Origin of the sequence: Enterococcus sp. DIV0691 (genome assembly GCF_051711145.1) — a bacterium.
Classification (GTDB): domain Bacteria; phylum Bacillota; class Bacilli; order Lactobacillales; family Enterococcaceae; genus Enterococcus_B; species Enterococcus_B hirae.
The window spans coordinates 1,124,029-1,138,170 of sequence record NZ_JBIOLY010000001.1 but is presented as its reverse complement, the minus strand read 5'-3'; the positions used below and the strand labels follow the sequence as shown (position 1 = coordinate 1,138,170).

8 protein-coding genes and 1 pseudogene are annotated in these 14,142 nt (G+C 37.1%); 5 read left to right on the top strand and 4 right to left on the bottom strand.

Going from position 1 to position 14,142, the window contains the following annotated elements:
* The first annotated feature begins 421 nt into the window (after positions 1–421).
* Genes IGJ11_RS05110 through IGJ11_RS05100 form a run of 3 tightly spaced genes read left to right on the top strand, consistent with a single transcriptional unit; the run spans position 422 to position 4,106 of the window.
* Positions 422–2,290, top strand: a complete 1,869-nt coding sequence (locus IGJ11_RS05110; protein WP_207432420.1) for a beta-N-acetylhexosaminidase — start codon at positions 422–424, stop codon at positions 2,288–2,290.
* A gap of 36 nt (positions 2,291–2,326) precedes the next feature.
* A complete protein-coding gene (locus tag IGJ11_RS05105) occupies positions 2,327–2,791 on the top strand; it encodes a hypothetical protein (protein ID WP_258924912.1) in 465 nt (154 codons plus the stop codon).
* A 10-nt stretch (positions 2,792–2,801) separates the two neighbouring features.
* Complete coding sequence (locus IGJ11_RS05100) at positions 2,802–4,106, top strand: alpha-L-fucosidase (protein ID WP_207432422.1); 1,305 nt, start codon at positions 2,802–2,804, stop codon at positions 4,104–4,106.
* A 276-nt stretch (positions 4,107–4,382) separates the two neighbouring features.
* Here the strand turns inward: IGJ11_RS05100 and IGJ11_RS05095 are convergent, their stop codons facing one another.
* Complete coding sequence (locus IGJ11_RS05095) at positions 4,383–6,617, bottom strand: helix-turn-helix domain-containing protein (protein WP_251849624.1); 2,235 nt, start codon at positions 6,615–6,617, stop codon at positions 4,383–4,385.
* A 462-nt stretch (positions 6,618–7,079) separates the two neighbouring features.
* On the opposite strand from IGJ11_RS05095, the pseudogene IGJ11_RS05090 reads away from it, so the two are divergent.
* Together IGJ11_RS05090 and IGJ11_RS05085 are read left to right on the top strand one after the other, a co-directional pair.
* Positions 7,080–7,847 (top strand): annotated as a pseudogene (locus tag IGJ11_RS05090) (DeoR/GlpR family DNA-binding transcription regulator).
* 9 nt (positions 7,848–7,856) lie between these two features.
* A complete protein-coding gene (locus IGJ11_RS05085) occupies positions 7,857–8,096 on the top strand; it encodes a hypothetical protein (protein ID WP_207432428.1) in 240 nt (79 codons plus the stop codon).
* A 166-nt stretch (positions 8,097–8,262) separates the two neighbouring features.
* Here the strand turns inward: IGJ11_RS05085 and pflA are convergent, their stop codons facing one another.
* The 3 genes from pflA to parC all read right to left on the bottom strand — a co-directional run bounded on the left by pflA (position 8,263) and on the right by parC (position 14,137).
* The gene (gene pflA / locus IGJ11_RS05080) at positions 8,263–9,030 is read right to left on the bottom strand and encodes a pyruvate formate-lyase-activating protein (RefSeq protein WP_010737384.1); all 768 of its coding nucleotides are present in this window, start codon (positions 9,028–9,030) and stop codon (positions 8,263–8,265) included.
* A 151-nt stretch (positions 9,031–9,181) separates the two neighbouring features.
* Positions 9,182–11,413 (bottom strand): formate C-acetyltransferase, encoded by a 2,232-nt coding sequence (gene pflB, locus IGJ11_RS05075; protein ID WP_010719453.1) that lies wholly within the window; start codon positions 11,411–11,413, stop codon positions 9,182–9,184.
* Positions 11,414–11,686: 273 nt separating this feature from the next.
* The gene (gene parC / locus IGJ11_RS05070; RefSeq protein ID WP_207432430.1) at positions 11,687–14,137 is read right to left on the bottom strand and encodes a DNA topoisomerase IV subunit A; all 2,451 of its coding nucleotides are present in this window, start codon (positions 14,135–14,137) and stop codon (positions 11,687–11,689) included.
* Between the last annotated feature and the right edge of the window lie 5 nt (positions 14,138–14,142).

Here is a 14,142-nt window from a genome sequence, read left to right as displayed (position 1 = left end):
AAAAAACAAACCTTAAATCAAACAAACAGCTAAAAGCTGTAACAGAACTGCGAGGAGATTTTACAAGGAAACCTCAATAATAGCTCTTTTTTTAACTTACAATCTACAATGCGATTCGTCAGCCCTTTAGGTAAAAGTCAAATGTCTGTTTCACTCCTTATTCATAATTGTCGCCATCAAAGGGAACCTTCTGCCAATCGTTGACTCAAGCCTTTTTTCAATTTTTGCTAAGGCTACTACCTGTTACTTATCCCTTTCGTTTTTTCTTTCATTGATTATTTTCCAGAAGCTGATTGGCTATGTATATTCATCAACTTTCACTATGTCAAATAAACAGATTATGTACTTTCAAGCTAGTTATTTTCTTTTTTTACAAGTGCTATATACTGAAAATGAAAACGATTACTTCAAGGAGGTTATTATGCAAGTTTCAATCGAACTTACAGATGTCATGCGTGATTTTTTTGAAATTGCGACAAACGAATTAGCGTTAACTATTTCAGATAATGGAAAACCACTCCAACTGATTCAGCGCAACGGTTCATTAAAAATTGAAAATAAAGAAAACGAAACGTTTATCTATTTTCAGGAAAAAGCCCATCTTTTTCGAGCGCTGTCACTCTGGTTAGATCGCTGTGAAGAAGAATTTGTTTATGAAGAGTTTCCGCAATTTGAAAAAATTGGTCCCATGGTAGATCTTTCTAGAAATGCTGTGATGACTGTTGATCAGCTGAAACACTTTTTTGTTCTTTGTAGCAAGATGGGATTAAATAGCTGCATGCTTTATATGGAAGATACGTATCAAATCCCTGATTATCCTTATTTTGGTTATTGTCGTGGTGCCTATTCTCTTGAGGAATTAAAGGCGTTGGATGCTTTTGCAGAGACGGTAGGGATCGAGCTGATTCCTTGTATTCAAACGCTGGCTCATTTAACTAATCCGCTAAAATGGGGATTTGCCAATGGCATGAGAGATACAAGTGATATTCTCCTTGTGGAAGAGGAAAAAACATATCAATTTTTAGATCGTGCAATTTCTGTGATCGCAGCCGCTTTTAAAACCTCAAAAATTCATATCGGGATGGACGAAGCTCATGATCTGGGACGTGGTCATTATTTAACCCAGCATGGTTTGATCGATCGCTTTGATATTATGGAAAAGCATCTGAAAAAAGTAATGGAAATCTGCAGGAACTATCAGTTACAGCCCATGATGTGGAGCGATATGTTTTTTAGAATCGGTTCAAAGTCAGGAGACTATTACGATAAAGACGTACATTTCCCAGAAGATTTGATTGCAAAGATTCCTGAAATTAGTATGGTTTATTGGGATTATTACCATCATTCAAAAGAAGAATACCAATTGCATTTTTCAAATCATAAAAAATTGCAACGACCGATCGTTTTTGCGGGCGGTATCTGGACGTGGAATGGTCTTGCACCAAATTATGGAAAATCGTTTGAAACGACCAGTGCTAGTCTTTCTGTCGCAAAAGAGGAAAAAATCAACGAAGTTTATGCTACTTTATGGGGCGATGATAGTGCTGAAACACCGATCATCGCAAGTTTGTTAGGATTACAACAATTCAGCGAGGAACAATTTGCTCCTGAAGTAAGCATGGAACTGATTAAGGAGCGTTTCCGTCTCTTCCACCATCTTGAAGCTGATGATTTTTTACTGCTAGATGCTTTTGATCAGACGAAAGGTGTAGCAAAAAATAACCCTGATGGATCAAATAGTAGTAAGTTGGCACTTTATCAAGATCTATTATACGGTCTTTACGATGTTGATCTGCAAAATTTAGAACTTCCTTCGCATTATAAGGACTTAAGTGAGAAACTATCTAGCGTAACAGCTAATGAGGACACACAAACGATGTTTACTTTTTATCAGAAATTAGCACAAGTCCTTTTTATAAAAACAAATTTGATCGGTCGCTCTTATCGAGCCTACCAATCAAAAAGGAATGACCAGTTACAACTAATCCTTCACGAACTGGAAGTTCTCACCAAAAAGATCAATGAGTTGCAACACCTCCATCGCCAGCTATGGTTTGAATGGAATAAACCCTTTGGCTATGAAATTATCGATCTTCGTTACGGTGCCTTAAAAAGTCGGATAGAAACAACCATTTGGCGACTGAATAAATTTTTAACAGGAGAAATCAAGCAATTGCCTGAGCTTGAGCAAACGCCTTTACCCTTCGATGCTCCTTTCAAAACAGCAAGCGGTGTCGGGCGAAACTTGTTCCATGGAATTTATAGTGCTAGTAAACTATCAGATATCTAAAGGCAGGAATAAAAAATGAAAAAGAGAACTCTTTTTTTGGTCATTCTGAGTATTTTTTTGTTGGTCACTGCTGCTTCTCAGCTTGTCAGAAACGTGCCTCGTGTCGAAGCAAAACAGACATCTACTAAAATCACTGGGAAAATCAATAATCAAAGAACTGCGAACATCTGCCATCAGCTTTTGCAACAAAATTTAAAGGCTGCAACGGATAAAAATCTGAACGACTATTTAGCAACACTAGTCAAAGATGCACATAAAGCGACCACAAAAGAAATGCAGCAATTTTTTAAAGACTATGATGTCAGTCATGAACTGCTTTCTTTCGAAGTAATCAAACAAGCGCCTCAATCGATGTTAGTAGTGGCAGAACAAAAAACAGTGAATCATGGGAAGAAGGCATATCGAGATCATATCACAACGGCATATCACACCTTTATTTTTGAAGAGAATAAATGGAAAATCAAAGAAACAACAATGACAAATACACAATTTTTAAATTAGGAGTGTTCATATGAAAAAATTCAATAATTGGCCCACCGACTATCCTGATCCTAACTGGTTTATCCATGATCGTTTTGGTTTGTTTATCCATTTTGGCTTGTTCAGTGTGGGAGCTAGACACGAATGGTTTATGACCACAGAACAAGTCTCTTTAGAGGAATATTCAAAAAAATATTTTCAGCATTTTAACCCTGATTTGTTTGATGCAGATGCTTGGGCAAAAGAAGCCGCTCGCTGTGGGGTAAAATACATGGTATTCACGACAAAACATCATGAAGGCTTTGCCTTATGGGATACGAAACAAACTGATTACAAAATCACCAATACTGCTTTTGGACGAGATCTTCTGGCAGAGCTACTCCCGGCTTTTCGCAAAGTCGGGATCAAAATCGGGTTATACCACTCACTGATCGATTGGCGCCATGAACATTTCCCACTAGACGGACTGCATCCTGAAAGAGAGAACCAGAAACTGCGAGAAAAAAATTCCGAAAGAGATATCAAGATTTATCAACGCTATCTTCGCGAACAAGTCAAAGAACTACTGACAGAATATGGAAAAATCGATTATTTATGGTTCGATTTTTCTTACAGCCACCGCGATTGGGGTTGGTCAAAAGGAAAAGGGCACATTGATTGGGATAGCGAAGCACTAGAAAAGCTCTGCTTAGAACTGCAACCCCATCTCCTATTGAATGATCGGCTTGATTTAGGACATGGCATCACTACTCCAGAACAGTTTCAACCTGATAAACCATTAGAGAAAAACGGCATGCCTGTTATCTGGGAAGCCTGTCAGACAATGTATGGCACTTGGGGGTATGACCGTGACAATATGGAATGGAAAAGTAGTGAGATGCTTTTGAAAATGCTGATTGATACCGTTTCAAAAAATGGGAATTTCTTGATGAATATTGGTCCTAATCCACGAGGAATGATTGATACGAAAACGTTGGAGCGGCTTCATGCTATCGGGGATTGGATGACCCTTCACAAAGCATCTGTCATTGGCTGTTCATATAGCGCCTTTGAAGCTCCTGACGATTGCCGATATACACAAAATGGAAACAAGCTTTATCTGCATCTCTTTTCTTATCCTTACCGCAACCTTCATCTTAAAGGATTAGCAGGTAAAGTTGAGTTTATTCGTCTGCTCAATGATGGCTCGGAAATTTTTTATCGAGGATTTGATCCGGACGAAGTGATTACTTCTACAGAAGCAGTCATTGCTCCAGAAGATCTTGTCATCACCTTGCCAATCATCAAGCCTGATGTGCTGATCCCAGTAATTGAAATTACCTTGAAAGACGAATAAAGAGCAAATATAAAGCAGATGATACTTCCTTCGTCGATTCACAAACAATACTGGCATCGAAAGCTTGTAAAAACATACTTTTAGTGAGAAATATCGTAAAACATTTGAATAACTACCCAAGTTGTATGCTGAAAAAGCAACAATTTGGGTAGTTATTTCAGTCTTTTACAATTATTTGCTTTTGTTTTTTTAGTTAGAAGCTCAAAACTGGAAATAAAATGACTTCTTCGTCCTGCTCCAGTTCGATGCCCCCCTTAGTTTACTCCTATTTATTGCTTATAAAGTTCCTTCTCTATTCATTGTTCGGTATTGACCTGGAGTCACACCAACGTTCGTCCTGAATTTTCTCGTATAGTTTGAAACATCATAATAACCATTCTTTTGAATAATCGTTTTTATTGGCAAATCAGTTTCTATTAAGTCTTGCTTGATTTTTTCTAGCCGCAATTCTTGCAGATATTTTGAGAAAGTAGTACCTGTTTCTTTTTTGATAAAACGGCTAAGATACGAAACTGAAAGTTGAAATTCATCTGCCAACTTTTCCATAGATAATTGGGAAGAAGCATAGTTTTTGTGAAGATATTCGAACAATTCTTTTTTCAGCACAGACTCTTGATTTTGTGGCTTAACTTGCATAACCTCACAGATCATTTTTGCGAGCATTAATAGTTGTTGCTTCAATTCGAGTAAATTACTAAACTTGGCACTTCTTTCTGCTTTTTTCAAAATTGTTTTATTTTGCAAATTACTACTTACTTTAGCAACTGCATTTAACAGATAAAAACCATACATTTTTTGTCCACTATAAGAAAAATGTTCTTTAATCCCCCGCTCAATCAACGATTCAATCGTTTCCGCAGCAATCGTTAAGTCTCCTTGACGCAGACTTTGAATCAATTTCAGTTTTTCTCCATCTGGGTAATTAATGCTAGTTGAAGACTCTTCACTTGGAATTTCATTATAGAAAACAAAGTTATTTTCTACTGTTGAATAGTCTAATGCGGCCAAACCTTCAATATAAGAAGCATTGATCTTCGTAAGGTTTTCAGTACTATTTCCTACTCCTATCCTAAAAGTACCGTAACACGTTTTTTTTAGTTGCTGAATCATCTCTATTACAACTTTCTTGTGACTAGTTTTTTCATAGGTACTAAAAATATAGGCGGTCACTCCTGCAGATAGGATCTCTGTACCATATCCCGAAAAGTTCTTTCCGCTTACTTTCAGCGGTAACTCATTAGCTGTGTCGTCAATGCTCTGGATAGGATAATCAACTACGACGACAAAATAGCAAGTACCGGTAAAATGTACTTGGACAGAGTTCAGTAGAACTAATGAATCTTCTGGAGACTTAAATTTCCCTCCTAAAATTTTTCTAAGGACCTGTTCTCTCGCATGGGGAGTCTGTCGTTTAATTTCTTTATGTAGCTCTTCATGTTCGTTCAAAAATTGCGCCAACGTTTCATAGACATTCCCGTTGGAAACAGCTACACCGATTTTATTTCGATAATATTGATCAATCAATTTTTCAATGTTGCGGATTGGCTGTGAAAAACGAGTACCTATAATCACTACAAACACTAGACCAAACACAAATATCACAAAAAAAAGTTTTAAAAACTTTTGGTGGATGGTATTGATCTTTGTCAAAGCTTGTGATGGATCCATTACAGAAACAAATGACATATTCAAATCCCTGCTATTCAAAGACTGGACAAGATAGTTTCGATGGTTGTAGTAAAAATTATCCTGTTGCAAGATCATTTGTATTTGCTTCGGCTGATGCAAATGCGCCGTTAGTTTGTTATTACTGGTATCTGCTGCTAGAATACGATACGAGTCATCAATCAGATAGTTGGTACTGATACCATCACTATTGGAAAGATTCAACAGCTTATTCAAAATCGAAAGATTGATTGAATAGATTGCTACGCCATAAAAATGCATTTCTGCATCTTTAATTGGAACAATGTAAAAAAGTTGTGTGGAATTGGGTTCTTTTTTCAGGGTTAGCCCAGTTGGAATATCGTTATCTAGATGTGAAAGCAGCTCTTTTTTATCAAGCGAATGATTATTGATTTTTCGTTGCAAAAAATTGTCCACTGTCAAGCTACCGGCAGATGAAAACAATGTATTTGGGTTTTCTTTGTAGTAAAGATAAATTTCCTCAACAAAATCATTACTTAGCTTATATTGTTGCAAGCTAAGTTGTCCTTCACGAGCATAATAACTATGGGAAAGCCTTCCAGGTGAAAGATTGGTGTTATAAGGAATATGTTGAGTGATATTATCCAATTGCAAAAACTTATTTTCAGATGAGTACTTCAATTGGAGTAACTGGTTCTTGGCTGTCAAAACAACTTGCTGATTAATGCTTTCTTTAGCCGTATGAAACCAAATTAACGATACCATAAAAAATGGCACTAGAAAGACAAAAAGATAAGATAAAATCGACTTAGAAAGCTGTCTGTGCTGTTTATTTTTCCCGTTAGTAGCAACTTCTCGTACCATATGTCCCTCCTTGATTCTTTAGCTAATCCTGTCGTGTTATCTAGGGCTTTAGTTATAAATAGCAACTTTTCATTTCTATAATTACTCCTCACAATTCCATCCGCACTGGTCAATGAATAATCTACAGGCTGCTGATCCCGATGAAGATACCTAAAAAAACTGATCCATCAACTTCATAGAACCATTTTCTTTATCCTGACAACCCAGCTTTTTGCCGCCACATTTTATTTACATATATCACAAATCTAATTTTTATCTGTTATTCTTCCATCGTTTCCTTTTATTCCAACGTATGTATGCCTCGATTATAAAGCGCTTTCTAACCAAAGGAAATCCTTGCTTAAAATTTTGATCATTGTTCAAAAATTAGCAAGATTTTTGTTCAACTCATTCATTTTTATTCAAAAGCATTTTATTCGCAAAAAGAAAGCGCTATAATAAAAGAAAAACTTGGAGAAAAAAATGGAGACTAGACGTACAAGCGATCTTTTAAGCTATTTGGTAAAAAAGAAACAAGCAACTTCCAAAGAACTTTGTACTCACCTTCACTGTAGTATAAGTACACTTCGCAGAGAATTACTTGAGCTAGAAAAACGAAAATTGATCCGCAGAACTTGGGGCGGAGCGATCTTGAACGAAACGACAAACATGGAATATACTTATCTTCAAAGAGAAGCCAGTAATATCCCGGAAAAAAAGATCATCAGTGAATTAGCACGAGATTTTATTGCACCAGGTATGTGTATTTTTTTAGATTCCAGCAGTACTGTTCTACACCTTATTCCACTACTTGTTAAGATACCTAACTTAATTATCATTACCAATGGTTTGCGTACAGCTTTAAAGTTAAGTGAATGTTAGAACGAATCTTTAAAAATTTATTTGACTGGCGGTGAAGTCAAACTTAATGCTAGTACAGTTATTTCAAATACACTTGATCCCATTACCAGTTCCTTTCGTTTCAATGCTGCCTTTTTATCTTGCCGGGGGCTCGACCATGAAGGGATTTATGAAGCAAACTTCAATCAAGCACAAATCAAAAAAGAAATGATGAATAAAGCACAAGAGATTGTTTTATTGGCTGACGAAACGAAATTTGACTCTACTCATTTTTTCAAGATAGGTGATTATTATGATTATGATGCGATTGTTACCAATAAAAAACCGCCTAAGATTTATCATAAAATCATTGAAAAAAATGACATTCACTTGGTGTATCCCACTGAATGAGAAATATAAATGGACAAAAAACGATTGGAGCATCCAATATTTCTCATTGTTCAACTTGTTGATAGAACTTTTGCAACCAGCCAAATAAACGCCCTTGTTACTCACCCTTTTTCTTCTCAAAAAGCAGGTGACTCAAACAGCACTTATTTGCTTCATCAAAAGAAACAGCACACCTACATCAAACTATTATGGATTACCCTACATTCACAGATCATCGAACAAGACAATCCGCTATCAAAAGTGTTTTAGTATCGCTAAAAAATGAACATATAGCATTTAGGTCATTGCTTAATTGGCTCTATCATTTATGTGACTGGAGGATTCTTCAGTCACATTTTCGTGCGCTTTGTGCGAAACAAAAAATCTGAGACAGAATGAGATTCATTCTGACCCAGATTTGATTTTACACAGCTACTCAGTTCTTATTGCTGAGATATCCTCGATAGTCTTCTGTGTGAAGTAGTCGTTTGGCATTCTCGACTCTTTCTTTTGTTGGCGGTTCAATACCTTCTAGTGGATAATCTAAGCCAAGTGTTTCCCACTTATATTTCCCCATCGTATGGTAAGGTAGAATCTCTACTTTAGCTACATTGTTCAATGTCTTGATAAAGTCATCTAGCCGAATCAAGTATTCATCATAGTCACTGCGTTCAGGAACTAATACGTGTCTGATCCACACTGGCTTATTGATTTCAGAAAGATATTGCGCCATCTCCAGAATATTTTCATTATCCCAACGTGTTAACTTTTTATGCTCTTCGTTGTCGATGTGTTTGATATCAAACAGTAACAATTCAGTATACTTCATCAATTCTTGAAAACGAGAAAAGAATGGTTCGTCACGCGTGAAAGGCTTCCCACAAGTATCTAGCGTAGTATGCATACCACGCTCTTTCGCTTTCTTGAACAGTTCGATCAAAAAATCGATCTGTAATAAAGGTTCGCCTCCACTAACAGTGATACCGCCTTCTGAACCCCAATAGGAACGATAGCGCTCTGCTTGGTCTAATAGTTCATCCGCCGTATATTCTTTTCCTCCGCCTATATTCCATGTATCAGGATTATGACAAAATTCACAACGCATGCGACAACCTTGCATAAAAACGACGAATCTAACGCCTGGTCCATCTACAGAACCAAACGTTTCGATCGAATGAACATAGCCAATTGTTTTTTCTTCCATAAGGATCACTTCTTTTCTTTGATTTCATTTTATTTCAAAAGACACTTGAATCAACCGATTGCTAGGAAAAGACGAGGGCAAAGACCTCCGCCTTGCCCTCAACCTTTTTCAATCGTTCTTTTTAATGATAGATCGTATTATTTATTCCGCTTTACATTCTATCGTGTGATGTTCTCATCAATACGTCTAATTGTTGTTCTCTCGTTAGATCACGGAATTTAACAGCATAACCTGAGACACGGATCGTCAAGTTAGGGTATTTCATTGGATTTTCCATAGCGTCACGTAATAGATCATTACTAAATACATTGACGTTCAAATGGTACGCTCCCTTAGAGAAGTAACCATCTAATACATTACGCAAGTTGCCGATACGTGTTTCTTCATCTTTTCCAAGACCGGAAGGATTGATCGTTTGCGTATTAGAGATCCCGTCACGTGCATAACCATAATTGATTTTAGCAGTTGAGTTAAGACTTGCCAACAATCCATTTTGTTCTGCATTGTAACTTGGGTTTGCCCCAGGAGCAAGAGGTTTACCTGCTTCACGTCCATCAGGTGTGTTACCAGTGTTTTTACCATAAACCACGTTTGATGTGATTGTTAATAATGACGTTGTTGGTGTGGAGTTACGGTATGTTTTATGACGTTTGATTTGTGTCATAAAGTATTCTAAGATCCATTCTGCTAACTCATCTGCTGCATCATCGTCATTTCCGTATTTAGGGAAGTCGCCAGTTACTTCGAAATCAACGGCAATTCCTTTTTCGTTACGGATTGGTTTCACATCTGCATATTTGATTGCTGACAAGCTATCCGCTGCATGAGAGATTCCAGCAATCCCTGTTGCAAATGTACGTTTCAAATCTGAATCCATCAATGCCAGTTGAGCTGCTTCATAAGAATATTTATCATGCATATAATGGATGATGTTTAATGTATTCACATATAATTCAGCTAACCAGTCCATCACATTCATAAATTTGTGTTTTACTTCTTCAAAGTCTAATACATCAGCTGTGATTGGACGATATTCAGGAGCAACTTGAGCACCAGTTACTTCATCAACCCCACCGTTGATTGCGTATAATAATGCTTTTGCTAAGTTCGCACGAGCACCGAAGAACTGCATGTCTTTTCCAACAACTGTTCCAGATACACAACATGCAATAGCGCAATCATCTGAACCCCATTGTTCACGAAGAAGATTGTCATTTTCAAATTGGATAGATGAGCTTTCGATTGCAATTTTACTTGCATAAGTTCTGAAGCCTTCTGGTAAATGTTCTGAATATAAAACTGTTAAGTTTGGTTCAGGAGAAGGACCCATGTTAGTCAATGTGTGCAATAGACGGAAATCATTCTTAGTTACTAATGAGCGTCCATCTAAGCCCATTCCAGCGATTGAAAGAGTCGCCCAGATTGGGAATCCTGAGAATAATTGATTGTATTCTGGTGTACGGGCAAATTTCACCATACGCAATTTCATGACTAAGTGATCGATCAATTCTTGTGCTTCTTGTTCGGTAATCACGCCATTATCTAAGTCACGTTGGATATAGATATCTAAGAAAGCAGAGATACGTCCGATTGACATTGCTGCACCATTTTGTGATTTGATTGCTGCTAAATAACCGAAGTATAACCATTGTACTGCTTCTTTTGCATTAGCAGCTGGTTTAGAGATATCATAGCCATATTTTGCAGCCATTTCTTTCATTTGTGCTAAAGCACGATATTGTTCTGTGATTTCTTCACGAAGACGAATGACTTCTTCATCCATTGTATGGAAACCTGTCATATCATGGTCTTTTTTCTTTTGTTCCATCAAATAGTCAATACCATACAATGCGATACGACGGTAGTCTCCGATGATTCGTCCACGTCCATAAGCATCTGGAAGGCCTGTAATGATTTTGTTTTTACGTGCTGCACGCATTTCAGCTGTATAGGCATCAAATACACCTTGGTTATGTGTTTTACGCCAATCGCTAAAGATATGTGTCAACTCATCATTAGGTGTGTAACCATTACTTGTTAATGCATTGTTAGCCATATTGATACCACCAAATGGCATAAATGCTTGTTTCAATGGTTTATCTGTTTGTAAACCAACGATTTTTTCAAGATCTTTGTCTAAATAACCTGCATCATGTGAGGTAATCGTTGAAACGATTTCTGTGTCCATGTCATAAACGCCATTGCGTTCAAATTGAATATCATTTAATTTTTGTAATTCTGCCCAAAGCTTTTCTGTTGCTTCAGTTGGTTTTTCTAAAAAGCTGTCGTCTCCACGGTATTCAGTGTAGTTATTTTGGATGAAGTCTCTTGTATCTACGCCTTCTTTCCATTTCGTTCCTTTAAATCCATTCCATTGCTCCATTGTATGGACCTCCCGTTATCTGTTTTATGTAACAGTTTTTACGTGATTAGTATAACACAGACGAGCATCTTTGCAAGGGTTTTCTTGTTTTTTATTTAACAAAAGATGGCGTTTTTATTCACTTATATCAACAAACGCTAATATACCAAGCTTTAGCAATTGTGAACACTTTCATATTTTTTTATCTTAATATTTATAATTTTTTAATAATCAGAAAAAAGAAGGTAGTTCTGTATTAAAACAGATCTACCTTCTTTCAAAAAACTATAACAGTTAATCGGTAATGGCTACTTCAGGTGGCTCAATGACTTTAATCACTTCGCCGCCTTTTTTCTCGTCAACTGCAAATGAGCCATTAGACGTTCGATCGCCAATCGGATAATCCGTTGGGTCAATCATTAGCTCTTGACCTTTTTGATTGATGATTATTATTTCTTTAGCGTTTCCTTCAGACATATGAATAACTCGATGTGGGTTTTTCTTTAGTTCACGTAGAACCGTAACACCACGTTTTGCTCGAGAGGTTTGACTAATTTCTTGCGCAAGCATCCGTTTTACCGCACCACGTTGAGTGACGATGATGATTGGCGTATCTCCTTCTGTCAAAACGAGTAACCCGTTAACGACAGTATCTTCGTCTTTGAGGTTGATTGAACGAACGCCAGCAGCTTTTGCTCCTACCACAGGTACTTCTTCTAATGGATATCGTAACCCCATCCCTTGGTAGGTGACTAAAAAGAGATCTAAATCCGTTTGACCTTCTACCAAGTAAGACGCAACTAATTCATCATCGTCACTTTTGAGTTTCATGCCACTTAACGGACGACTCTTATAAGTACGCCATGGTTCAAATTCAGTCATTCGAGTTTGTTTTACCCAGCCATTTTTACTGATGAAGACCAATGTTTTTTCTGCTTCGATTTTTTTGTATGGAAAAACAGCTAGAATCGATTCATCAACCGAAAGATTGACAATCGTTTGTGAAATATGTTCTCCAGCATCTTTCCATTTTAAATCTGGCAATTCATGGACAGGACGATAAATGACATTTGCCTTATTGGTGATCAACAACACATGATCCAAGGTATTTAGTTCACCAGAATACAAGAGATAGTCCCCTTCTCTCATGCCGATTTCCTCTGGTTTAGAAGCACTATATGAACGTAGACTAGTCCGTTTCACATAACCTTCCTTCGTTACGCTGACAATCACATCTTCTTGTGCTACTAACACTTTTGTATCAATTTTGATTTCTTCGATTTCGTCTTCAATTGTCGTTAAACGTACATTAGCATACTTTTTCTTGACCTCACGAAGTTCTTTCTTCATGACCGAGAATAATTCTTTATCATTAGATAGAATTTTGTTCAATTCAGTGATTTGTGCTATTAAGCTTTCTGATTCTTTACGTAATTCTGTAATATCCGTATTTGTTAGACGATATAGTTGCAACGTCACGATTGCTTCAGCTTGTTCTTCCGTAAACTGAAAAACTTCGACTAAATTTTGCTTCGCGTTTTTCTTATCTTTACTTTCTCGAATCGTAGCAATGACTTCATCCAAGATCGACAAAGCTTTCATTAAACCTTCTACGATATGCTGGCGCTTTTGTGCTTTTTCTAAATCAAATTGACTTCGTTTCGTGATCACTTGTTTTCGATGATCAATATAACTACTTAAAATATCTTTTAACCCCACTTGATGCGGTGTCATGTGATCAATAGCTACCATATTGAAGTTGTAATTGATTTGTAGTTCAGTATTTTTAAACAGATAATTGAGGATACCTTGTGCGTTAGCATCTTTTTTCAATTCAACCACGATCTGTAATCCAGTGCGGTCACTTTCATCTCTAACTTCTGCAATGCCATCGATTTTTTTATTTAAACGGATTTCATCCATTTTCTTCACTAATGTGGCTTTATTTACTTCATAAGGGATCTCGGAAATCACGATTTGCTGCTTGTTCCCTTTAATCGCTTCAATTTTAGTCTTTGATCGCAGAATGACTTTTCCACGTCCAGTTTCATAAGCTTTTTTGATCTCTGCTTTTCCTTGTAAGATTCCCCCAGTAGGAAAATCAGGACCAGGGATATAATCCATTAGTTTCTCTAAACTCGCTTGGGGATGATCAATGAGGTAAATCGTACCATCAATGACTTCTGCTAAGTTATGGGTAGGGATCTCCGTAGCATAACCAGCGGAAATTCCCGTTGAACCATTGACTAATAGGTTTGGATATCTCGCTGGCAACACAGTTGGTTCTTTTTCAGTATCATCAAAGTTCCATACAAGATCAACCGTATTTTTTTCAATATCTGCCAACATTTCACCACTTAATTGGGAGAGCCGTGCTTCTGTATAACGCATAGCAGCTGGTGGGTCACCATCCATACTACCGTTATTTCCGTGCATCTCTATAAGTACTTCTCTTAGCTTCCAATCCTGACTCATCCGAACCATGGCTTCATAAATACTACTGTCCCCATGAGGATGATAATTCCCCATGATATTTCCGACAGATTTGGCAGATTTACGGAATCCTTTATCAAAAGTATTGCCATCTTTATTCATCGCAAATAAAATTCGTCTTTGAACGGGTTTCAATCCATCTCGGATGTCTGGCAATGCTCTTTCTTGAATAATATATTTTGAGTAACGTCCAAAGCGGTCACCCATCACTTCTTCTAGGGTTAGTTCTTGGACTTCTTGACGTTCTTCCATTAGGT